At 63.7% G+C, this 22,676-nt stretch carries 24 protein-coding genes and 1 pseudogene; 15 read left to right on the top strand and 10 right to left on the bottom strand.

The genetic code is table 11. From position 1 onward, the window contains the following. Both R6U53_RS10200 and R6U53_RS10195 read right to left on the bottom strand, forming a co-directional pair. Window positions 1-838, bottom strand: a pseudogene (locus R6U53_RS10200) (hypothetical protein); the annotation flags it as partial. Between the two features lie 2 nt (window positions 839-840). After that, window positions 841-1,212 (bottom strand): response regulator transcription factor, encoded by a 372-nt coding sequence (locus R6U53_RS10195; protein ID WP_410322254.1) that lies wholly within the window; start codon window positions 1,210-1,212, stop codon window positions 841-843. 259 nt (window positions 1,213-1,471) lie between these two features. On the opposite strand from R6U53_RS10195, the gene R6U53_RS10190 reads away from it, so the two are divergent. The 8 genes from R6U53_RS10190 to R6U53_RS10155 all read left to right on the top strand — a co-directional run bounded on the left by R6U53_RS10190 (window position 1,472) and on the right by R6U53_RS10155 (window position 9,613). Beyond that, a complete protein-coding gene (locus tag R6U53_RS10190; RefSeq protein ID WP_410322256.1) occupies window positions 1,472-2,650 on the top strand; it encodes a LeuA family protein in 1,179 nt (392 codons plus the stop codon). Between the two features lie 310 nt (window positions 2,651-2,960). Then, window positions 2,961-4,697, top strand: a complete 1,737-nt coding sequence (gene ilvB / locus R6U53_RS10185; RefSeq protein ID WP_410322253.1) for a biosynthetic-type acetolactate synthase large subunit — start codon at window positions 2,961-2,963, stop codon at window positions 4,695-4,697. Further along, window positions 4,694-5,326, top strand: coding sequence for an acetolactate synthase small subunit (gene ilvN, locus R6U53_RS10180; protein ID WP_410322252.1), 633 nt, complete (start codon window positions 4,694-4,696; stop codon window positions 5,324-5,326). Before ilvB ends, ilvN begins: the two co-directional genes overlap by 4 nt. Window positions 5,327-5,332: 6 nt before the next feature. After that, window positions 5,333-6,331: a ketol-acid reductoisomerase gene (gene ilvC, locus R6U53_RS10175; protein WP_410322251.1), complete on the top strand. Its 999-nt coding sequence runs from the start codon at window positions 5,333-5,335 to the stop codon at window positions 6,329-6,331. A 7-nt stretch (window positions 6,332-6,338) separates the two neighbouring features. Continuing rightward, window positions 6,339-6,563: a hypothetical protein gene (locus tag R6U53_RS10170; RefSeq protein WP_410322250.1), complete on the top strand. Its 225-nt coding sequence runs from the start codon at window positions 6,339-6,341 to the stop codon at window positions 6,561-6,563. Continuing rightward, window positions 6,560-7,984: a 3-isopropylmalate dehydratase large subunit gene (gene leuC / locus R6U53_RS10165; protein WP_410322249.1), complete on the top strand. Its 1,425-nt coding sequence runs from the start codon at window positions 6,560-6,562 to the stop codon at window positions 7,982-7,984. The genes R6U53_RS10170 and leuC overlap by 4 nt, the downstream gene beginning before the upstream one ends. Continuing rightward, entirely contained in the window at window positions 7,981-8,640 is a 660-nt protein-coding gene (gene leuD, locus R6U53_RS10160) for a 3-isopropylmalate dehydratase small subunit (RefSeq protein ID WP_410322248.1), read from the top strand. The genes leuC and leuD overlap by 4 nt, the downstream gene beginning before the upstream one ends. Further along, on the top strand, window positions 8,633-9,613 hold the full coding sequence (locus R6U53_RS10155) for an isocitrate/isopropylmalate family dehydrogenase (protein ID WP_410322247.1): 981 nt from the start codon (window positions 8,633-8,635) through the stop codon (window positions 9,611-9,613). Before leuD ends, R6U53_RS10155 begins: the two co-directional genes overlap by 8 nt. 29 nt (window positions 9,614-9,642) lie before the next feature. On the opposite strand, the gene R6U53_RS10150 is transcribed toward R6U53_RS10155, so the two are convergent. From R6U53_RS10150 to R6U53_RS10140, 3 genes are all read right to left on the bottom strand, one after another. Beyond that, a complete protein-coding gene (locus R6U53_RS10150; RefSeq protein WP_410322246.1) occupies window positions 9,643-10,095 on the bottom strand; it encodes a DUF5799 family protein in 453 nt (150 codons plus the stop codon). Between the two features lie 223 nt (window positions 10,096-10,318). Beyond that, window positions 10,319-10,717 carry an OsmC family protein gene (locus R6U53_RS10145; protein ID WP_410322245.1) on the bottom strand — a complete coding sequence of 133 codons (399 nt, stop codon included), beginning with the start codon at window positions 10,715-10,717 and terminating at the stop codon, window positions 10,319-10,321. Between the two features lie 95 nt (window positions 10,718-10,812). Continuing rightward, window positions 10,813-11,538 (bottom strand): metal-dependent hydrolase, encoded by a 726-nt coding sequence (locus R6U53_RS10140; RefSeq protein WP_410322244.1) that lies wholly within the window; start codon window positions 11,536-11,538, stop codon window positions 10,813-10,815. 104 nt (window positions 11,539-11,642) lie between these two features. Between R6U53_RS10140 and R6U53_RS10135 the strand changes: the two genes are divergently transcribed. Both R6U53_RS10135 and R6U53_RS10130 read left to right on the top strand, forming a co-directional pair. Then, on the top strand, window positions 11,643-12,083 hold the full coding sequence (locus tag R6U53_RS10135) for a GNAT family N-acetyltransferase (RefSeq protein ID WP_410322243.1): 441 nt from the start codon (window positions 11,643-11,645) through the stop codon (window positions 12,081-12,083). A 52-nt stretch (window positions 12,084-12,135) separates the two neighbouring features. Further along, a complete protein-coding gene (locus R6U53_RS10130) occupies window positions 12,136-12,900 on the top strand; it encodes a fumarylacetoacetate hydrolase family protein (RefSeq protein ID WP_410322242.1) in 765 nt (254 codons plus the stop codon). Window positions 12,901-12,911: 11 nt separating this feature from the next. Here the strand turns inward: R6U53_RS10130 and R6U53_RS10125 are convergent, their stop codons facing one another. Beyond that, window positions 12,912-13,370, bottom strand: a complete 459-nt coding sequence (locus R6U53_RS10125; RefSeq protein ID WP_410322241.1) for a transporter — start codon at window positions 13,368-13,370, stop codon at window positions 12,912-12,914. Between the two features lie 87 nt (window positions 13,371-13,457). On the opposite strand from R6U53_RS10125, the gene yqeC reads away from it, so the two are divergent. Next, entirely contained in the window at window positions 13,458-14,186 is a 729-nt protein-coding gene (gene yqeC, locus R6U53_RS10120) for a selenium cofactor biosynthesis protein YqeC (protein ID WP_410322240.1), read from the top strand. A gap of 8 nt (window positions 14,187-14,194) precedes the next feature. Here the strand turns inward: yqeC and R6U53_RS10115 are convergent, their stop codons facing one another. From R6U53_RS10115 to R6U53_RS10105, 3 genes are read right to left on the bottom strand one after another with little or no spacing between them, the layout of a single operon-like run. Further along, window positions 14,195-14,809, bottom strand: a complete 615-nt coding sequence (locus R6U53_RS10115) for a molybdenum cofactor guanylyltransferase (protein ID WP_410322239.1) — start codon at window positions 14,807-14,809, stop codon at window positions 14,195-14,197. Further along, complete coding sequence (gene fdhF, locus R6U53_RS10110; RefSeq protein ID WP_410322238.1) at window positions 14,810-18,004, bottom strand: formate dehydrogenase subunit alpha; 3,195 nt, start codon at window positions 18,002-18,004, stop codon at window positions 14,810-14,812. Further along, window positions 18,001-19,458, bottom strand: a complete 1,458-nt coding sequence (locus R6U53_RS10105; RefSeq protein ID WP_410322237.1) for an NADH-ubiquinone oxidoreductase-F iron-sulfur binding region domain-containing protein — start codon at window positions 19,456-19,458, stop codon at window positions 18,001-18,003. Before R6U53_RS10105 ends, fdhF begins: the two co-directional genes overlap by 4 nt. 101 nt (window positions 19,459-19,559) lie before the next feature. On the opposite strand from R6U53_RS10105, the gene hisC reads away from it, so the two are divergent. From hisC to R6U53_RS10085, 4 genes are read left to right on the top strand one after another with little or no spacing between them, the layout of a single operon-like run. Beyond that, window positions 19,560-20,627 (top strand): histidinol-phosphate transaminase, encoded by a 1,068-nt coding sequence (gene hisC / locus R6U53_RS10100; protein ID WP_410322236.1) that lies wholly within the window; start codon window positions 19,560-19,562, stop codon window positions 20,625-20,627. Further along, a complete protein-coding gene (locus R6U53_RS10095) occupies window positions 20,624-21,130 on the top strand; it encodes an adenylate kinase family protein (RefSeq protein ID WP_410322235.1) in 507 nt (168 codons plus the stop codon). The genes hisC and R6U53_RS10095 overlap by 4 nt, the downstream gene beginning before the upstream one ends. Beyond that, window positions 21,127-21,756 (top strand): CDP-alcohol phosphatidyltransferase family protein, encoded by a 630-nt coding sequence (locus tag R6U53_RS10090; RefSeq protein ID WP_410322234.1) that lies wholly within the window; start codon window positions 21,127-21,129, stop codon window positions 21,754-21,756. Before R6U53_RS10095 ends, R6U53_RS10090 begins: the two co-directional genes overlap by 4 nt. Before the next feature lie 60 nt (window positions 21,757-21,816). Beyond that, window positions 21,817-22,362 carry a multiprotein bridging factor aMBF1 gene (locus R6U53_RS10085; protein WP_410322233.1) on the top strand — a complete coding sequence of 182 codons (546 nt, stop codon included), beginning with the start codon at window positions 21,817-21,819 and terminating at the stop codon, window positions 22,360-22,362. A gap of 11 nt (window positions 22,363-22,373) precedes the next feature. Here R6U53_RS10085 and R6U53_RS10080 read toward each other — a convergent pair whose 3' ends face one another. Then, window positions 22,374-22,559: a hypothetical protein gene (locus R6U53_RS10080; protein ID WP_410322232.1), complete on the bottom strand. Its 186-nt coding sequence runs from the start codon at window positions 22,557-22,559 to the stop codon at window positions 22,374-22,376. Between the last annotated feature and the right edge of the window lie 117 nt (window positions 22,560-22,676).

Raw genomic sequence — 22,676 nt, 5'->3', positions numbered from 1 at the left:
GATCGATCGGGGCTGCGCTTCGGACGTCATCGTGGTGGCCGTACTGGGAGAGCGCGGCGGCAGCAGCCGTCCGGACTTCTCGGTACGGACTCTCGACGAGTTCGTAGATCCACGAGAGGGAGACGCCGCTGTGAGCGGGAGTCACGTGTCTGATGACGGTCAACACTTGGATCACGAAAGCGGGGCGCCACCCGTCGTGTCGGCGCCCGGCTTGCCTGACGAGCCGCGTCCCGTCGCCCTGGTGGAGTCGATACAGCGTATCCTCCCCGAACACCGTGAGGGTCTGGTCCGCATCGCTGAACAGCAGTTCCGTGCCCTCGCGCTTGGCGTCGGGGTGTCCGCACGCGTACAGAAGTCGAGCCCCGCCCGCGAGTGCGTCGTCGCTGCGACAGTGCCGATGGAGCACCGTCGGCGGAAGCGACTCTTCGAGCAACACCAACCATCCGAGCGCTTGGCGCTTCTCGCGCGGCGATCCCTTCCGGAGGCGTTTTCGAGCCTCTTCGTTGATGTCGAGCGCCTGCGCAGCAGCCTGTAGTTCCCGTCGCTCCCTGCCACGAAGTGTCCGCAACAGTGAGTCGAGGACCTCCCGAATCACCGGTCCGTCGCGCTTCGAAAGCGAATCGACGAACTCGTCCCACTTCGGGTCCGGCTGCACCGATCGCGTGTAGGCATCGATGTATAGCTCCGGATACCGGCGGCGTTCGTAGCGGCGCGGACGAACGGCGGCGACGGATCGGCCGATGGTAAGCGTCGCGACGGCCGCGAGGAGTATGAGCAACCCCACCCCGAAATAAACGAGGGCAGCTTCGGCCAGTCCCGTCGCAGTTTCTACGGGCACGGTCACAAGAGGCGGGCGACGCGGGCTCGAAGTACACCCGGGCTAAACGGTTTCGTGATGTAATCGTCGACATCGGCTTCGAAGCCCGCGACGATGTCGGACTCCCGCCCGCGTCCGCTGAGGAAGACGACCGGGAGCCCCTCGAGTCTCGCGTTGTCGCGGATCTCCTCTAACACATCGATGCCGTCCATGCCCGGCATCATGATGTCGAGCATGACGAGGTCGGGCAATGAACCGGTCTGGAGCCGTTCCAAGCACTCGTCGCCGGCTCCGAAGGCTTCGACGACGTACCCCGCGGACTCGAGTGTGTAGACGAGGAGGTTCCTGAGGTCGGAGTCGTCTTCGGCGATTACGATGGTCGGTTCCGCTCCCATTTCTCGACTCGTCGGCCCGCAAGGTATAGTAAGCTTTGCCTACTTCATTTATTGTCAAAGCGTTTCTTTCGAGCCGCCGATTCGAGAGGCGGGTACGGCCGCATATGGTGGGTATGGTCGGCTTACACTCTCCAACCGTCCGAAACTGGGATCCGGATCCGTCGGGTATCGAACACTCGACAGGCAAGTTTAAATAGCTCGAAGACGCTTGGACGAATTGCAATGACACAGCACGAGGGTTCGTCGGCTTCGCCGGCGGATCGAGTTCTTCCAGGGCACGCTAGATAGTACCTCAGAGATCAGTGAGGCCCGACTTTTCGACACGACGTTGCGCGACGGCGAACAATCCCCCCGGACCTCGTTCTCCTACGAGGACAAAAGGGAGATCGCGTCCATCCTCGATGACATGGGTACCCACGTCATCGAGGCCGGCTTCCCGGTGAACTCCGACGCGGAGTTCGAAGCCGTCCGAGACATCGCCGACGCGACGTCCACCACGGTCTGCGGGCTCGCCCGCGTCGTGGACAAAGACATCGACGCCGCCCTCGATTCAGGCGTCGAGATGGTGCACGTGTTCGCTTCCACCAGCGACGTACAGCTAGAGGATTCGATGCACGCTACCCGCCAGGAGGCGCTCGAACGGTCGGTCGCGGCCGTCGAGCGCGTCGAGGAGGCCGGTGCGACCTGCATGTACTCGCCGATGGACGTCACGCGTACCGAGGAATCGTTTGTAATCGAGGTTATTGAGGCCGTCTCCGAGGCCGGAGCGGACTGGATCAACCTACCGGACACCGTCGGTGTCGCGACGCCGAGGCGGTTCTACGACATGGTCGAGAACGTCGTCGCCCACACCGATGCCCGGGTCGACGTCCACACCCACGACGACTTCGGGCTGGCGTCCGCGAACGCCCTCTCGGGGTACGAAGCGGGGGCATCGCAGGCGCAGGTGTCGGTCAACGGGATCGGCGAACGCGCCGGTAACGCGGCCTACGAAGAGGTCGTGATGGCGCTCGAATCGCTGTACGACGTCGACACCGGGATCGACACCAGACGCATCACCGAACTGTCCAGAGTCGTCGAGGAGAAAAGCGACATGCCCATCCCGGCGAACAAGCCGATCGTTGGGTCCAACGCGTTCTCACACGAATCCGGCATTCACGCCGCGGGCGTGATCGAAAACTCGGACACGTTCGAGCCGGGCGTCATGACGCCCGAGATGGTGGGTGCGACCCGCCAACTGGTACTCGGCAAACACACCGGCACCCACTCGGTTCGAGAACGGCTCGAAGACGCTGGATTCGAACCGACTGACGCGGAGGTTCGCGAGGTGACGCGACTGGTCAAAGACCACGGTGCTCAAAAGGAGCAAGTCACCTTCGAACGACTCAAGGAGTTCGCCCGAGAGGTCGGCGTCCGACGCGAGGAGGTTCGGATCTAAGGATGCCCACCTCGGCCGCTCGCACTCGCCCACAGCCACCGGTGGTCGAAAGCGTTGCGACGGCCGGCGCAACCGCGACGCGGAACGTTTATAAATATCCGCGACACAACGGTCATAGTGATGACGGGCGCGACGGTACGAACGGCCACACTCACGGACGCCGTCAGCCTCGCGACCATTATTGTAGGGGCCGCCTAGCCCCTACACCACACTTCTCACGATCGCAGTTCGCATCGGATATAGACTACTCCACAGCCGGAACAATGTACACACGAGACACCAATCGACGGTATCGAACGAGGACGCAACGATGAGCGGAGAACAGGCACAATCACCCCCGAACACGGAGGCGAACTCCAAGGAGATCGAGACGGGCGCGGACGCGGTCGTTCGATCGCTCGAAAACGCCGGCGTTGAACACGTTTTCGGCGTCCAAGGGGGGGCGATCATGCCCGTCTACGACGCCTTGTACCACTCGGATATGGCGCACATCACGATGGCGCACGAACAGGGCGCAGTCCACGCCGCGGACGCGTACGGCACGGTCACCGGTAATCCGGGTGTCTGTATGGCGACTTCGGGTCCCGGCGCGACGAACCTCGTGACTGGGATCGCCGACGCCAACATGGACTCGGACCCGCTGGTCGCGTTGACCGGACAGGTCCCGACGGAGTTCGTCGGGAACGACGCCTTTCAGGAGACCGATACGATCGGCGTCACGAGTCCGGTGACGAAGGCGAACTTCTTCGCCGACGATGCGGGCACGGTCGGGACGGATGTCGGGACGGCGTTCGCGCTGGCAAAGCGCGGGCGGCAGGGACCGACCCTCGTCGACCTCCCGAAGGACGTGACCAACGGTGCAACGACCGAAGACCCCGGCACTCCGGAGCTACCGGACACGTACGTTCCGCCGGAGAAGGCCGATCCCGATGCGGTTTTCGAGGCGGCTGGCGCGCTCGCGCGCTCGGAGAAACCGGTCATCCTCGCGGGCGGCGGCGTGATCAAAGCCGAAGCCACGGACGAACTGCGCGCTTTCGCCATGGAGCACGAGATCCCGGTCATCACGACGATGCCAGGAACTGGTGCCTTCCCTGAGGACCACGAACTCTCGCTCGAAATCGCCGGGATGCACGGGACCGGATACGCCAACATGGCCATCACGGTGACCGACTGCATGCTCGCCGTCGGAACGCGGTTCGACGACCGACTCACGGGCGGCGTCGAGACGTTCGCCCCCGACGCCGAGGTGATTCACATCGACATCGATCCGGCCGAGATCTCGAAGAACATCGAAGCCGATCATCCGCTCATCGGCGACGCGAAGGTCGTGTTGGATCAACTGGCCGATTCAATGGTCAGTTCGCCCGCGACGGAGTCGTGGGTCGAGCAGTGTCTGACGTGGAAATCGGAGTACCCGATGGACTATGCGGCTCCCGACGACGAACCGGTCAAACCGCAGTACATCGTCGAACGGTTCGACGAGATGACGGACGACGATACGATCGTCACGACCGGCGTCGGCCAACACCAGATGTGGGCCTGGCAGTACTGGACGTGGACGACCCCCCGAACGTGGGTCACGTCTCACGGTCTCGGGACCATGGGCTACGGACTGCCCGCGGCGATCGGCGCGAAGCTCGCGGCTCCCGAGCGGGACGTCGTCTGTTTCGACGGAGACGGCTCGTTCCTCATGACGTGTCAGGAGCTGTCGGTCGCGGTTCGGGAGAACCTCGACATCACGGTTGTCGTGCTCAACAACAGCGCAATCGGGATGGTTCGCCAGTGGCAGGACGCCTTCTTCGGCGAGCGCCACATGGCCTCGGAGTACCCGTGGATCCCAGACTTCGACACGCTGGCCGAGGCGTTCGGCGCGCGCGGCTTCCGGATCGACACTTACGACGAGGCGGAGGAAGTCATGCAGACGGCCCTCGATTACGACGGACCGAGCGTCATCGACGTTCACATCGATCCGGAGGAGAACGTGTACCCGATGGTCCCGAGCGGCGGGGACAACGGGCTGTTCGCTCTGACGGAGGGGCAACTATGAGCCGCCGACAGGACGTCCAACGAACCGGACTCGAGGGGCCGCCACCCGAGGAGCGGATCCGGCCCGTCGGTCGACGGAACTCACAGGGGATTCGAATCGATCCCGAGATCCAAGCTGAACACGAACCGCGTCGCACGACGATCTCAGCGTACGTGAAAAACGAGCCTGGCGTGCTCGCGAGAGTGTCCGGGCTGTTCCATCGCCGACAGTTCAACATCGAATCGTTGACCGTGGGTCCGACGCAAAACGAGGGGTACTCACGGATCACGCTCGTGGTCGAAGAGCCAGATCCAGGGATCGACCAGATCAAAAAGCAGTTGAGCAAGATCATCCCCGTCGTTCACGTCCGGGAACTGGACTCGAATCCGGTCGCGTCGGAACTGGTGTTGCTCAAAGTCGACGGCGACGAACCGGATAAGGTTCAAGCCATCACCGAGATGTACGACGGCCAAACGCTCGACGCCGGGCCCAGAACGATCACCGTTCAGATCACCGGCGAGGAGAGTAAGATCGACGACGCGATCGACGCGTACAAACAGTTCGGCATCCGCGAGATCGCGCGAACCGGACAGGCCGCGTTGGCGCGCGGCGAAGAGGAAACGGCGAGAGTCGAGGAAAGACACACATAACACACGATGACAGACGACACACAGATTTATTACGACGACGACGCGGATAGCACAGTACTCGACGACAGAACGGTCGCGATCCTCGGCTACGGGAGTCAGGGTCACGCCCACGCACAGAACCTCGACGACTCCGGCGTCGACGTGGTCGTCGGTCTTCGGGAGGACTCTTCGTCCAGAGCGGCCGCCGAATCGGACGGCCTCGAGGTGACGACGCCGCGAAATGCCGCCGAACAGGCAGATATCGTGAGCGTCCTGGTCCCCGATACCGTCCAGCCGGCGCTCTACGAGGAGATCCGAGATGTGGTCACCGAGGGAGACACTCTGCAGTTCGCCCACGGGTTCAACATCCACTACGGCCAGATCGACCCCGACGAGGGGATCAACGTCACGATGGTCGCACCCAAATCGCCCGGACACCTCGTCCGGCGGAACTACGAGAATGACGAGGGGACGCCCGGCCTGCTCGCGATCTACCGCGACGCCACGGGCGACGCCCACGGCATCGGATTGGCCTACTCGAAAGCGATCGGCTGTACACGCGCGGGCGTCATCGAGACGACGTTCCGCGAGGAGACCGAATCCGACCTCTTCGGCGAGCAGGCGGTGCTGTGCGGCGGCGTCACTTCGCTCGTCAAGACGGGCTACGAGACGCTGGTCGACGCCGGGTACAGCCGCGAGATGGCGTACTTCGAGTGTCTCAACGAGCTCAAACTGATCGTCGATTTGATGTACGAGGGCGGTAACATAGGGATGTGGAATTCGGTCTCCGACACAGCCGAGTACGGCGGATTGACCCGCGGCGACCGCGTCGTCGACGATCACGCCCGGGAGAAGATGGAGGAGATCCTCGAGGAGGTCCAGAACGGAACCTTCGCGCGCGAGTGGATCACCGAGAATCAGGCCGGCCGGCCGAGCTACAAACAGCTCCGAGAGGCCGAGAAGAACCACGACATCGAGGATGTCGGCGAAGACCTGCGCGAGCTGTTCGCGTGGGGCGGAAAGTAACCAAGCGATGACAGACGATTCACACACACTGGGAGAGATCAGCCACACCAACCCCTATACGGGACAGGTGTTCGGCTCGACGCAGACGTACGGACGCGGCAAAGTCGTCGCCGCTGACGGCGGCGAAGCCGAAGCAACGGACGACGAAAACACGCTGGCCGACGTATCGCACACGACGACGGACGACACCGACGGCGTACAGCGCACGTTCGATCGTGGTGAGACCGAATGAGTGAGGGAACGCTGTACGACAAGGTCTGGGAGAACCACAGGGTCACGACGCTCCCGAACGGGCAGGATCAATTGTTCGTCGGCTTGCACCTCATCCACGAGGTGACGAGTCCGCAGGCGTTCGGCATGCTTCGCGAACGCGACATCGAAGTTGCCCGACCCGATCTGACGCACGCGACGGTCGATCACATCGTACCGACGAGCGATCAAGACCGGCCGTTCGAGAACGATGCGGCCGAAGAGATGATGGCCGAACTCGAGGAGAACGTCCGCGCTGCGGGCATCGAGTTCGACGACCCCACGACCGGCAATCAGGGGATCGTTCACGTTATCGGCCCGGAGCAGGGGATCACCCAGCCTGGTATGACGATCGTCTGTGGTGACAGCCACACCGCGACGCACGGTGCCTTCGGCGCACTGGCCTTCGGGATCGGGACCTCCCAGATCCGGGACGTGTTGGCGACCCAAACCATCGCGATGGACAAAAAGAAGGTCAGAAAGATCGAGGTCACGGGTGAACTCGGCGACTGTGTCACCGCCAAAGACGTCGTCCTGACTATCATCCGCCGTCTCGGCACGGACGGCGGTGTCGGCTACGTCTACGAGTACACCGGCGAAGCTATCGAGACCCTCGACATGGAGGGTCGGATGTCGATCTGTAACATGTCGATCGAAGGCGGCGCTCGCGCGGGATACGTCAACCCCGACGAGACGACCTACGAGTGGCTCGCGGAGACCGACGAGTTCGACGACGACCCCGAACGGTTCGAGGAGTTGAAAACCTACTGGGAGTCCGTCGCCTCGGACGACGACGCCGAGTACGACGACGTGGTCACGATCGACGGCTCGGAGATCGAACCCATGGTCACGTGGGGAACGACGCCCGGACAGGGAATCGGGATCTCCGAACCGATCCCCGAACCCGAATCCCTGTCGGCCGATAAACAGGAGACTGCACGCCGTGCACAAGAGCACATGCGGGTCGAACCCGGCGACACGATGAACGGATACGACATCGACGTTGCGTTCCTCGGCTCGTGTACGAACGCTCGATTGCCCGACCTCAGAGCGGCCGCGGAGATCCTCGAGGGACGGCAGGTCCACGAGTCGGTTCGGGCGATGGTCGTTCCGGGCAGCCAGCGCGTCAAAGCGGCTGCCGAACGGGAGGGCCTCGACGACGTGTTCACCGAGGCCGGATTCGATTGGCGCGGTGCTGGCTGTTCGATGTGTCTCGGGATGAACGACGATCAACTGGTCGGCGACGAGGCCTCCGCGTCCTCTTCAAACCGGAACTTCGTCGGACGGCAGGGCTCGAAGGACGGCCGAACCGTCCTGATGAGCCCCGTTATGGTCGCCGCCGCGGCGATCGAGGGTGAGGTCACGGACGTTCGCGAACTGCCGAAGGCGGAGATAAAAGCATGACAGACGAAGCGAACCGCGAGGCCGAGGAGATCCCCAGCGTCGAGTACGTCGAGGGAAGCGGGATTCCCATCCGCGGAAACGACATCGATACCGACCAGATCATCCCCGCGCGGTTCATGAAGGTCGTTACGTTCGACGGCCTCGGGGAGTTCACCTTCTTCGATCAGCGGTTCGACGACGAGGACAACCAGAAGGATCATCCGTTTAACGAGGAACGGTATCAGGACGCGAACGTCTTGATCGTCAACGCCAACTTCGGCTGCGGCTCCTCGCGCGAGCACGCTCCACAAGCGCTCGTCCGGTGGGGTATCGACGCCATCATCGGCGAATCGTTCGCAGAGATATTTGCTGGTAACTGCCTCGCGCTCGGCGTTCCGACGGTAACGGCCGATGAAGCGACCGTCGAAGCGCTCCAGGAGTGGGTCGAGGCGAATCCGGACGGAAACATCGAGATCGATGTTGCGGACGAGACTGTCACCTACGGCGGAAAGACGATCGACGTGACCGTCAACGAGGCACAGCGGAAAGCGCTCGTCGACGGAATCTGGGATACGACCGCGTTGATGAAATCCAACACGGAGGCGATCGAAAAGACCGCGGCCTCGCTCCCGTACATCGACGATCCCGAAGCTCGGACGGGGTCTGCCGATGACTGAGCGAATAGCAGTGATTCCCGGCGATGGGATCGGTCAGGAGGTCATCCCGGCCGCTGTCGAGGTGCTCGAAGCGACCGACGTCGAGTTCGAGTTCCTCGAGGGCGACGCCGGCGACGAGGTGCTCGAAGCCCGCGACGAGGCGCTTCCAGAGGAGACCTACGAACTCGCGGCGAACGCCGATGCGACGCTGTTCGGCGCGGCGGGCGAGACTGCGGCGGACGTCATTTTGCCGCTTCGCGAGGCGGTCGATTCCTTCGCGAACGTCCGGCCGGCCCGGGCGTATCCGGGCGTCGATTCGCTTCGTCCGGAGACGGATCTCGTCTTCGTTCGAGAGAACACCGAAGGCGTCTACAGCGGCATCGAAAGCGAGATCGCAGAGGGTGTGACGACGCTGACCCGCGTCATCACCGATGACGCGTCCCGCAAGATTGCAGAGTTCGGGTTCGAATACGCCGAATCGAACGGGTTCGAGGACGTGACGGTCGCACACAAAGCCAACGTGATGCGGACGACGGATGGGCAGTTCCTCAAGAGCGCGGTGGCCGTCGCCGAAGAGAACGGATACGAGTACGACGACGCGCTCATGGACGCGCTCGCGATGCACCTCCTCCTCCGACCGGAGGAGTACGGGGTCGTGATCTGTCCCAACCTCGCCGGTGACGTGCTTTCGGATCTCGCGGCGGGGCTCGTCGGCGGGCTCGGCTTGCTGCCGAGCGCGAACGTCGGCGAGGAGAACGCGCTTTTCGAGCCGGTTCACGGCTCGGCGCCGGATATCGTCGGACAGGGGGTCGCGAACCCCGCCGCTACGGTGCTCTCGGCGGCGATGATGCTCGAGCACCTCGGATACGGCGATGAGGCCGACCGGGTCAGCGACGCGATCGAGGGCGTCCTATCCGACGGGCCTCGAACGCCGGACCTCGGTGGCGACGCGTCGACGACCGAGGTAACGGCAGCGATCGTCGATCGTCTGTAATCGCCGTTCGGCCGCCGTCGGTTCTACGTTTACTCGTCGTTTTCAGCCGCTGCGGCCCTAATCTCGTCCCAACGCCCCTGTGATTCGAGGTGTGCTTGCAACGCTTCGGCGTACTCGGAGACGAGTCGCTTTGCGGCCCCTAACCTGTCCTCGTCGACCCCGTCGGGGCCGCCGCTGTCGCCGAGTCCCAGTATGTCACGGATCGAGCCGAATATGCCACCCGAATCGGACTCCGATTGGGGCGTCCCCATCGGTGTCATGTCCGAAACCTTCTCGATTTCGGGCATCATCCCGCGGAGTTGGTCGGTTCGGGCGACGATCTTCGCGGCCTCTTCATCTGTCGGATTCTCGATTTCGAACGTCGTTGCGGTCATGATGAGTCCCCACTCCTGTCGAGTGAACGGTGAACTCTCGACTCTCGATGCGAACTCGCCGTCGACGGTCATCCGGTCGCCGACGACCATGTCCTGCCAATCGGTCATACGCCGGCATAGTTCCCCCGTGGTCTTATAGTCGGGCGCTCTCCGATGCGGGCCGGTTCGAATGTCGGGCAAACGGGTGGCGCTGGTACTGTCCGACGGCCACGCTATTTTCGAAGTCGGACAGCAGTTCAGTCGGGCATATCGGCTCTAGTCGCGTTTTGGTATCAAAACGATCGCTCGCAGGGGATGCGAGCAGCGTGGTTCGACCGCGGCCACCCGAGGATCAGAACGCGTTCGGCGTGATCTCGATGTCCGCATAGAGTGACTCCTTCATCGCGGCGTGAACGTGGCAGATCTCCTCGCCCAGTTGGATCAGGTCGCTGACCTCCTCGTCGGTGAGGTCGGCCTCGACGTAGAGATGAAACCGAATCCCGGTGAGGTCGTCGCTGTCGTCGAGATCTGCCTCCGCAGTCGTCTCGACTTTTCCGAGGTCGATCTCGAGTCGACGGCTCGCTCCCGCCCGACACGCGAAACTGAAACAGGAGGCGTAGTCGGCGACGAGAACCTCGTTCGGGGTCGGCCCATCCGTGCCGGTGGCGTCGATACTGAGTTCGAAGTCACCCGATCGGCTCAGTGCGTGATACTTTTCTTCGTTAACCGTAGTCGTCTCGATATCGGCCATGACACGAAGATATGGGCAGCGTACACATAAAAAGATACGGCGGAATAACGTGCGGTAGTCGAACACTCACCGCTCGTCGAATCGTGTCTGGTGGGTCACTCGAGCGTGAACGATTCGTCGCCGTCTAGGATTACCGACTCCGCCTTGGCACCGGTGGCCTTCAGTTCGCGCTCGAAATCGTCGGTGTCTATCTCGATGGGTGGAAAGGTGTCGTAGTGCATCGGAGCGGCGTAGTCGGCGCCGATCCAGTCGGCGGCGATCGCGGCCTGGGTCGGGCCCATGGTGAAGTGATCCCCGGCGGGAAGCGCGGCGAAGTCGGGCTCGAGGAACGGAGCGATGACTTCGCGCATCTCGACCATGAGACTGGTGTCGCCCGCGTGATAGAACGCCGTGCTATCGGGGTCGGACTCCTGCGTCGGTTTTGTATCCGAGATGACGAACCCGGCGGGCATCCCCGCGGAGCTCCGGTAGTCCGTGTCGATTCCGTTCGAGTGGTCGGCTCGGACCATCGTGACCCAGGCGTCGCCACACTCGACGGTTCCACCGAGGTTCATCCCCATGCCCCCGACGGCGTCCTCGAAGCCGAAGTTGTCCGTCGCGTAGCTCACGAGTTCCGGCGTGGCGACGAGCGTCGCGTCGTTGAACGCGTCGGCGTCGGCGATATGGTCCGCGTGGCCGTGCGTCAAGAGCACGTAATCGGGCTCGTCTACGTCGTCCGGATCCAACTCAGTCTTCGGGTTCTGGAAGAACGGATCGATGAGCAGATCGGTACCGTCAACGCTGACGTGCCACGTGGAGTGGCCGTGCCAAGTGAGTTCCATTACGGACCGAACTACTCCACACGTCGTATTAATAGTAGGTGCCGGACTGCTCGATCGAGAGCGCGACCGTCGGAATTACGAACGGCGACGACGAGGGAACACGTATGGAGATACGATGGGCCGAGGACGACGAGACGCTCGACGACGCGCTCTCGGTGCGTCGGGACGTGTTTATAAGAGAACAGGGGGTTCCCGAACACAGAGAACTCGACGGGGAGGACGCGAACGCGACGCACTTCGTAGCGTACGACGACGGCGAACCGATCGGCACCGCCCGTCTTCGTCGGCACGGGGGTACCGATCGGGGTGACACCGGTAAGATCGAACGAGTCGCCGTCGTCGAGGAGCGACGGGGCGAGGGGCTCGGACGCGAGATCATGGACGCCGTCGAGCGTGCAGCACGCGAGACCGGATACGGCTCGGTCGTGTTGCACGCGCAGGTTCCGGTCGTCCCCTTTTATGCAGACCTCGGGTACGAACCGATCGGTGAGGAGTTCGAGGACGCCGGTATCTCACACCGGAAGATGAGGAAATCACTTCGCTGAGTCGAGCCGATCGTCCGGGGGTCTTTATATGTCGCCACTCGTGCGAGGGGACATGCGACAGATCCGATTCAGCACTTCGAACGGCGACGTTCGATTCGGCGAATTATCCGACGACGACACGATCCGCGCCGACCCAAACCGGACGGGTCGCGTTACCGACACGAATGATACGTTCGATATCGATTCGGTCGACGTCCTCCCCCCGTGTGATCCCTCCAAGATCGTCTGCGTCGGGCGAAACTACGCAGATCACGCCGAGGAGATGGGGAGCGAAGTTCCAGATCGGCCGCTGTTGTTCCTCAAAGCCCCGAACACGGTGGCGAGCCACGGATCGGAGATCGAACTCCTCTCGGGGATCGAGACTATCGATCACGAAGCCGAACTCGGCGTCGTCATCGCCGAACGCTGTCGTAACGTCTCGGCCGACGACGCCGACGAGATCATCGCCGGGTTTACGTGTGTCAACGACATCTCGAATCGAGACGATCAGCGGGTCGAGACGAACTGGGTTCGGGGAAAGTCGTTCGACAACTCGGCTCCGATCGGCCCGGTCATAGCCTCTTCAGCGGACGTGCCGGCCGATGCGGCGGTCCGTTGTCGCGTCAACGGCGAACTCCGACAGGACGGCTCGAGGGATCAGTTCATATTCTCGATCCCGGAACTGATAGAGGAGATCACGGCGTATATGACCCTCGAAGCGGGCGATGTCATCTCGACGGGGACGCCCGAGGGCGTCGGCCCGCTCGCGGACGGCGATACGGTCGAAATCGTGGTCGAGGGCGTCGGGACGCTCGAAAATCAGGTTCGAATCCCCTGACAGCCTGGGCGTTAAAAGAGCGGAACGGGACTGCCGAGCAGCCCTGCCACGACGAGGAGTCCAACGGCAAAGAGGACGGCGAGGCGGTAGAAGGGCCGGGCGTTTCGTGCCGGCTCGCGTATTTTCTTTGCGGAAACGCCGCGATTCGCCTTTGCGCTCCCGATCTCTACGAATGCGGCGAGACCGAGCCAAAGCGCCAACATCGCCAACACGAGATACCCGCTCGGTGTACCGGTCAGCGATCCGACCGTGTAGAGGGTACCGGCGAGGTGACCGCCAGTCACGAACAACAGTACCGCACTGATCCGTGTCACCCACTGGAGGTTCGAGACGACGCTCCCGAACGCCTCGGGAGAGAGTTCCCCCTCCCTCGCCAGCGGGAGCACCGCTAGAGCAACGAACAGAACCGATCCGGCCCACAGCGCAGCGAAGGCGGTGTGGACGGTGTACATCGCAGTATCTATGACCATACGACGTTAGCGTTCGGAGCCATCTTATAAGCCGTCGTCTCGGAACCGCCCCGCGGCGTTTTTATCCCACGGTTCGCATCGTTCGGTATGGATCTCCGGGATGCGTTCGACCCACGCGGCGTGGTCTCGATCGTCGGAGCGGGCGGAAAGAAGTCGACGCTCTACGCGCTCGCCTCGGCGCTCGAATTCGCGATCGTGACCGCCACGGTCCGGATTCCGTTCTTCGACGATCGGGTGGAACGATTGGAGGTGACGACGGAGCCGGGCCGACTGATCCGGACGAACGAGCGGTGGCCCCTCGGAGTCGTCCCCGACCGCGATGGCGACCGCGAGCGGTATCTCGGATACGACCCCGAGACGATCGACGCGCTCGCCTCGAAGACCGACGTGCCCGTCCTGATAAAGGCCGACGGAGCGCGGACGCGATGGCTCAAAGCGCCGAAGGGCGCCGAACCGCAGATTCCGTCGGGGACGGATCTCGTGATCCCCGTCGCGAGCGTCCGAGCAGTCGGAAGAGCGCTCGGTGCGGAGTGCGTCCACCGCCCCGAGAGGGTGGCGGCGATCACCGGAAGATCGATGGGTGAACCAGTTCGACCCGAGGACGTCATTACGGTCCTCACCCACGAGTGTGGCGGCTTGAAAGGTGTGCCGGAGGACGCACGTGTCATCCCGTTGATAAATATGGTCGACGACAGCGTGCTGGCGGCGACCGCCCGAGAGATAGCAACGGGGGCGCTCACACAGCCGCGAATCGAGCGGGTCGTGCTTGGTCGGATGGATCGAGGACGGATCGTCGACGTGGTCGAGTCGGAGTGAGCGACGGGTTAGGACAGTTGCTCTCTCGCCCACGCGAGATCGTCCAGTGTGTCGATACTTTCGAAACTGTCCAGCGAGCCGTGTTCGAGCAGTTCCTCACGGGAGACGACGACCCGGTCGAGCGTCGAGATCGGTTCGATGGGCTGTGGGTTCTCGTGCTGTAGCGCCCGTTTGCACGCTTCGACGGTCGGTTCGGTTTTATAAACGGCGTGGAGCGGCTCGAACCACTCGCCCGGCCGCGGGATGGCCACCTCGTGCCCGACGGCCCGTTCGGTGAGATACGCGAGGAGACCGGGATCCAAAAACGGCATGTCGGCGGCGACGACGACGGCGTACTCGGTTGCCGCCGCCTCCAATCCCGTCAAAATCCCTGCGACTGGACCGCGATCCGGGACCGGATCGAGCGCGAACCGCGTCTCTACGTCGAGTGCGTCGAACGCCTCGGCGATCGCTTCGCGCTGCTCGTCGCGACAGTTGACGACTACCACGTCAGTCGCCACGGCCAGTCGATCCGCGACGCGCCGGATCAGCGGCGTTCCGGCGACGTCGACGACGGTCTTTTCGCGTTCACCCATCCGGATCGATCGCCCGCCGGCGACGATCACGCCGCTCGTTTCGGTCATCTACCGTTCGCTATCGCTTCCGCGGTCTTCAATCGAGGTGATCCGAACGCTCGCGATCTTGTATTCGGGGATTCCGCTCGTCGGATCGAACCGCTCACCGGTCAGCGTGTTGACGGCGCCGTCGGTAAAGTGCATCGGGACGAAGACGACGCCCTTCCCGGGACGGTCCGTGACCGTCGCCCGCACGTCGATGTGGCCGCGTTCGGATTCGACGCGGACCGTTTGACCGTCTTCGACGCCAAGCGATTCGGCCGTTCCGGGGTGTATCTCGACGAAACTCTCCGGGACGTGGTCCACGATCTCTTCTACGCGGCGAGTGAGCGTCCCGGTGTGGAAGTGATACAGGAGACGCCCGGTCGTCAACGTAAGCGGGTATTCCTCGTTGGGTAGTTCTCCAGGTTCGCCCATGTCGGCTGGGACGAACCGCGCCTTCCCATCGGGGAAGTTGAATCCGTCCTCGTAGAGGAACCGCGTTCCGGGATGATCGGCCTCGGGGCAGGGCCACTGAATCCCGCCTTCGCGTTCGATCCGTTCGTGGGTCATCCCCCGGTAGATCGGCGTGAGTTCGGTCAGTTCGTCGAAGATATCCGTGGGATTCCGGTAGTCCCAGCGATCACCGCCGTGATCGATCCGGTTGGCGAGCGATTGGAGGATCTCCCAGTCCTGTCTGGCCTCCCCCGGCGGATCGAGCGCCTTTCCGACCCGCTGGACTCGTCGTTCTGTGTTGGTGAACGTGCCCGATTTCTCGGCGAAGGCAGCGGCCGGCAGGACGACGTCGGCGTGTTCAGCCGTCTCGGTCATGAACAGGTCCTGAACGACGAGGAAGTCCGTCTTTTCGAGCGCTTTGCGTGCATGGGTTATATCCGGTTCCGAAAGCGCCGGATTCTCGCCCATCACGTAGAGGGCGTTGACGTCTCCGGCGTGGATCGACTCGAATACTTCGGTTACCTTCAGGCCGACTTCGTCCGGCGGTCGAACGCCCCACGCGTCCTCGAAGCGATCAAGCGCCGCCTCGTCGGTCACGTCCCGATAGCCCGGCAGTTTGTTGGGCAACGTTCCCATGTCGCCGCCACCGCCCTGCACGTTGTTGTGGCCGCGGAACGGCGAGAGGCCGGCGTTCGGCTTGCCGACGTTACCCGTGAGCAACGCGAGGTTCGCCATCGCTCGAACGTTGTTCGTCCCGTGGGAGTGTTGGGTGAGCCCCATCGCCCATCCGAAAACGACGGAGTCGGCCGTCGCGATTCGCTCGGCGGCCTCGGTCAGTTCCGCAGCGGGGATTTCGGTCAATTCCTCGACCGCATCGGGGGTGAAAGGCTCGACTTTCCGTTTTAATGCGTCGAAGTCGTGGACGTTCGCCTCGATGAACGCCTCGTCGTGAAGGCCCACCTCGATGATGTGGCGGGCCATCCCGTTCATCCAGGCGATGTCGTATCCGGGCTTCGATCGGAGATACTGATCCGCGTGCTCGGCGATTCCGACTTTCCGCGGATCCACGACGACGAGTCCGGCGCCGTCTCGGACGTTCCGTTTCACCTTCGTCGCCAACACGGGGTGCGATTCCGTCGTATTCGTCCCCGAAAACAGATAACAGTCGGCGTTCGCGACGTCTTCGATGCTGTTGGACATCGCGCCGTAGCCGACGGTGCCGAGGAGCGCCGCCACCGTAGAGGAGTGACACAGTCGCGCGCAGTTGTCGATGTTCTTCGTCCCGAGCACCGAACGGGCGAATTTCTGCATCAGGTAGTCCTCCTCGTTCGTGCACTTCGAGGACGCAAAGCAGGCGATCGAATCGGGACCGTAGTCGTCTCGCACCCCTTCGAGCTCCGACGCCACCTTCGCGAGCGCCTCCTCCCACGACGCCTCGCGAAAGCCGTCTCCGTCGCGTATCAGAGGCGTGTCGAGCCGATCGTCCCGTTCGATGAAGCCGTAGCCGAACTTCCCCTTCACGCAGGTCGAAAAGTCGTTGGCTGGCGCAGCGTCCGGATCGGTCGCTCGCACCCCCAACACGCGATCGTTGTCGCTGTAGAGTTCGAACCGACAGCCGACCGCACAGTAGCCGCAGGTCGTCTCGGTCCGATCGAGTCGGTTCAATCGGGCGTCACCGACCCGCTTTGCGATGCCGAAGAGGATTCCCTCCGAGAAGACCCCCGCAGCGACGTTCTCTGCGGCGTGTTCGCCCGTTTTCACGACGCGATTACCGGCGGTTCGGGCGAGCGATCCGGCCGTTCGCTTCGCTCGTTGCATGAATCCCGCGACGCCGGGAATCGGTGGGTCGGCGTCCCCGGGTTCCCGCTTTCGATCGCGCTCGGATCGCAGTTCGGTACCGACCGAGTTTCGCTGTGTGAAGCCGGGGAGCGGGAGCGTCGCCGCGTCGACAAGTCCTCCCTCGACGAGGCTGCCGGTCGGGCAGACAGTCGCACAGTGGCCACAGGAGACACACGTGGAATCCGCCATCGTCTCGGCGTCGCTCTGAAAGCCGATCCGGGTATCCCCGCCGGAGCCCTCGAGGCGGAGGACGCCCTCGACCTGCACGTCGTTGCAGGCGTCGACGCAACGATTACAGAGGATACACTTGTTGCGGTCGATGTGGATCGCCGCCGTCGGATCGAGCGGTTCGTAGGCGTCGCGGTCGTCGAAGACGCCGTATCTGGGATGCGTAACGCCCGCATCGATCGCCGTGTCCTGCAACTCACACCGGCCGTTCTTTCCGCAGGTCGTACAGCGGAGGTTGTGGTCCGAGAGAACCAAATCGAGGTTGACTGACCGCGCTTCTGCGGCCGCCGCGGCATCGGTTTCGACGGCCGCGCCGTCCGTCGCCGGGGTCGAACAGGCGGGGACGATACCCTCACCATCGAGATCGACGACGCAGGTTCGGCAGGTCGACCGAGGACCGATCCCCTCGGCGGCCTCGGTTCCCCGGTCGTAGTGACAGAGTGCCGGTACGTCACGGCCGGCCGTCTCGACGGCGTCGAGAAGCGTTGCGTTCGCCGGGACGACCACCGTCTCGCCGTCGACGGTCAGCGTGATGGGCTCGTCGGACTCGCCCCGTCCATCGTCCCGGCGCCCGGGGCGGGGCGGATCGGAGGCCGTTCCCGTCCGGAACGTCTCGGTCAACGGCGTCGAGGGGCGGAGATCCTCGATATTCGGGACGCCCGGTTTCGGCGCGTCCTCACGGGCCGGATCGTCAGCGCTCATTCTAACCCCTCACAGACACCCGCCGGACAGCGTCCCTCGGCGTGGGCTCGAAACTCGGGCTCGAACGCGTCCAGGGCCGTCCGTACGGGCCGGGCGGCCGCCTCGCCGAACGCACAGAGGCTCGTCGTGCGCATGACGCGGGCGAGCGTTCGCAACCCGTCCCCGTCGAAGTCGCCGTCGTAAACTCCACGCAGTGCGATGTGGAGCTGTTTGGAACCCTCCCGGCAGGGGACGCACCGGCCACAGTTCTCCTCGCGGGCGAACGCGGCGCGCTCGCCGGCCGTCGCGACGACGCAGTCGCCGGGGCCGAGGACTTCGAGAACGCCCTCGGTTCCGAGGTTCGCGGCTTCGAGCGCCGGTGGGCTCGCCGGCACGCCGAGCGTCTCCGTCAGGCCGCCGAAGCGGCCGCCGACGACGTACCGGTCCCCGTCCGTCTCGACAGCTTCGAGCGCCACCGAGAGCGGTTGGTCCTCGCGAAGTTCGACCGTCGCCGGGCTGGAAACGGCTCCCCGGACAGTCAGCAATCGGGTCCCCGTAGCGCCACCCGAATCGTCCGCCAACAGCGCACGGATCTGTAGCAACGTTCGAGGCGTGTGGATGACCGTCGGCCGGCCGTAGAGTCCCCAGGTTTCGGGTCCCGGCGGTCTGCGTCTCGCCTCGATCCGGTCGTTCCCTTCCAGCGCTTCGAGAGCCATCGTCGGCTCGCCGACGCGGAAGGTCTCGGGTGCGGTATGAATCGTCACGTCCGATTCGACGGCACCGAGCACCTCACTCGCGCCTTCGCTCGCAAAAGCGACGACGTCCGTCGCGCCGACGGCGTCGGCCACGATCGACGCGGCATCCAAGACGTGTCCCGCCGCGCCCCGACACAGCAGTTCGTCCGCGGGCGCGTCGGTATCCGCTGCGTGAACGATGAGGATCGAGTCACCTTCTGCGTCCCGGGCGCGCCCCCAAAGGTCCGCAATCGACACATCGCGGGCTCCGTCCGCGCGTCCACGACCACGAACGTCTACTGCCGCGACTCGCGATCGGATCGCCGTCGGATCGACGGTCCCCGTGGCTGGGGTTGGCTTTTCAGTCGGGTCGACCCAACCACACGGACCGAGAACCCGTCGTCTGCCGACCGAAAGCGGCCCCGAGTCGGGCACTGGAAGCGCTTCGGTTGCCGGGTCGTGATCGACGACGGCGTCGGCATTCTCGGTCGGCACGTCACCATCCGCGAGCGATGCCGCGAGATCGGCGGCACGCTCCGGCGTCGGACCCGTGTGGAACGCGGTCGTTCCGTCGATCGTACACAGACACAGCGGCTCCGGCGACCCGGTCGGACCGACCGGAAGAACTGCTATCGCATCGTCCGTAGCCACCCGCTCGACCGCTTCGAAGGCGGCATGGCGGTCGGCCGTATCGGACGACACCCGTATCGTCGGGCCGAATTTAGCCCCCGTTACAGACATACAGGACGGTCGGCTGGACGAATGATAAGCGTTGGCACCGAGTCGCCGACCCCGCCTCTTGTTGAGCACGTTTTAAGACCTGTGGACCGCTTGATCCATCCATGCAACCACGGGACCTGTCTGATCACGTCGCCTACGAGGCCGGTCGTGGGATCGAGGAAGTGGCCCGGGAGTTGGGCCTCGATCCCGCCGACCTCGTGAAACTCTCCTCGAACGAGAACGCGTTCGGTCCCGCCCCGAAGGCGGTCGACGCGATCAAAGCGCGCGCACCGTCAGTGCACAGCTATCCGAAATCCTCGGCCGCTGATCTCAGAGAACGACTCGCCGAGCGTCACGACGTCGTCCCCGGACAGATATGGCTCGCCGCGGGGGGGGACGGTGCCATCGATTGTCTCTCTCGAGCGATGTTACGTCCCGGCGAGGAAGTCCTCATCCCGGATCCCGGGTTCGCCTACTACGGGATGAGTTCGCGATATCACCACGGCTCGGTGCGTACGTATCCGATACGGAAGGCGGACGACTTCGAACAGTCGGCCGAAACCGTCTTGCACCACTACGACGGGGAGCGGATCGTCTATCTCACGAGTCCACACAATCCCACCGGCAGCGAGGTCTCCATCTCGGACATCGGGACCATCGCGTCCGAGACCGAGAAAGAGACGCTCGTCGTCGTCGACGAGGCGTACGTGGAGTACTCCGATTCGCCGTCGGCGATCGAACTCATCGACGGTCGCGACGACGTCGCTGTCATTCGGACCTTCTCGAAGGCCTACGGATTGGCCGGACTCCGACTTGGGTTCGCGGTCGTCCCCGAAGCGTGGGCCGCCGCGTACGCACGTGTGAACACCCCCTTCGCGGCGTCCGAAATCGCCTGTCGGGCTGGATTGGCAGCGCTCGACGACGACGGCCATATCGAGCAGACCGTCGAGACGGCCGCGTGGACCAGAGAGTACATCTACGAGACGTTCGAGGGACCGACCTGGGAGAGCGCCGGGAACTTCGTGCTCTGTGAGGTCGGAGACGGCAGAGAGATTACCGAAGCGGCCCAGCGCGACGGCATCATCGTCCGCGATACCACGTCGTTCGGCCTCCCCGAGTGTATCCGAATCACCTGCGGGACCCGTGAGGAGACGAAGCGGGCAGTGGAGGTGCTCAACGACCTCTTATGAGGGTCGCAGTGACCGGTACGCCGGGCGTCGGAAAGACGTCTGCGACTGCGCTCGTCGATACTCACCTCGAAGTCGTGAATCTCAACGACCTCGTCCGTGAGGAGGGATTGACGAGTGGGACGGACGAGGAACGCGACAGCCTCATCGTCGACCTCGATGGGGTCGCCGACAGACTCGCCGACCGTGATGACCTACTCATCGAATCACACCTCGCTCACCACCTGGACGCTGACCGAGCGATCGTGTTGCGTTGTCGGCCAGCCGTCCTCGAATCTCGGTTGCTCGAACGCGGTGAATCTGCCGAAAAGGCGGCCGAAAACGCCGAGGCGGAGGCGCTCGACGTGATCCTCTCGGAGGCCGTCGATCGACACGGCGTGGAATCGGTCTACGAGATAGACACCACGAATCGAGCGCCGGAGTCAGTCGCCGCCGATATCGAAGCGGTTCTCAGGGGCGAGCGCTCTCCGTCGGCCGGAACGGTCGACTTCACGGAGTACCTATGACGCTCGACGGACTCCGTCCCATGGCGGAACGGTTCCTCGAGCCGTTCGTTACGGGCGCGGATCGGATCGGCCTCACCCCCGACGGAATCAGCACCATCGCGTTCGGATTCGCCGTTTTCGCGGGGGCATGCTATGCAGTTGCCGGAACACAACTCTCGGGATACGGCCCGGCACCGATGCTCTACGTCGTCGGGGCGCTTCTCGTCTTCCTGAACGGCTGGCTGGACCTCCTCGACGGTGCCCTGGCACGCCGGCAGGGGACGGACTCGATGTCCGGTGATCTGTTGGACCACGTTCTCGACCGATACGCCGATATCGTCATCATCGCCGGTCTCGCCGCAGGGGTCGAATCGTTCCTCATCGGCTTTCTCGCGATCACGGGCGTCCTGATGACGTCGTACCTCGGAACCCAGGCACAGGCAGTCGGCCTCGACCGGGTCTATGGTGGCCTCGTCGGTCGCGCGGACCGGCTCGCGATCATCGGCGTTGTGACCGCCGTGTCCGCTGTCGTCACCACTACGTTCGCCGGTCTGCCCCTCGTCGGGTGGCTCCTCGTCTTCTTGGCTGCGGTGGGGCATTTGACCGCAGTCCAGCGATTTTACGGGTCGATGAACGCGCTCGATTGAGAGGACGATTGCGACGGCGCAGGCGGAAAACCCTTCTGTGCCGACGCGGTACGTCCCGGTATGGTCCAGTGTGAGATGTGCGGCACCGAAACGGGGTCGCCGAAGACGGTCAAGATCGAGGGTGCCGAACTCGAGGTGTGCGACGATTGCGCCGACTTTGGGACGGAGATCCGGACGGAGCAGACGTCCTCGACGTCGACGAAGTACTCGACGTCGTCCTCGTCGGGATCGGGGTCGTCGTCATCCTCACGCGGATCGTCCGGGACGTCCGGCGGCGGTGGCGGTGGCGGTGGTGGCGGCAGCCGCCGCGACATGTTCGACGAGATGGACGAGGTCGTCCAAGACTACGACGAGCGAATCCGGAGCGCCCGTGAGTCGGAGGAACTGACGCAAGAGGAGCTCGCAAAACAGCTCAACGAGAAGGCGAGTCTCATCCGTAAGTTGGAGCGCGGCGACGTCCTCCCGAGCGATAGCATCCAGCGAAAGTTGGAGCGAGCATTGGGCATCGATCTCACGATGGGCGGATCCGAAGACGACCCAGAGTGGTCCGGCAGTTCCTCGACCGGCGGAACCACCCTCGGCGACGTCGTTAAGCGGAAAGACTGAGGCCCCGATCGCTATTCGTCCTCGAAGAGCACGTCGTCCACGTCGGGATTGACGCCGACCGATTCCGTTCCGTCGACCGGTTCGTCCAGTTCGACCGCCAAGAGCGGCGCGCCGGTTCGGACCGTGTACGTGTGTCGCGTGACCGTCCCGAGGCGTGGCGTACCGTCGAGCGAAACCCACACGCGGCGTCCGTTCATACACGCACTTTTGATCCCACGTCCGTGTAGCCATCGATCGTGATTCACGTGTCGACGACTGGTCGTTCGAACGCCGTCGTTTCCGCGGCTGAAACGACCCGAACCCCTTTGAGCCGG

Source organism: Natronomonas sp. (assembly GCF_046483325.1).
Taxonomy (GTDB): Archaea; Halobacteriota; Halobacteria; order Halobacteriales; family Haloarculaceae; genus Natronomonas.
The sequence above is the reverse complement of the archived record's forward strand: the minus strand, read 5'-3'. Positions and strand labels throughout refer to the sequence as shown.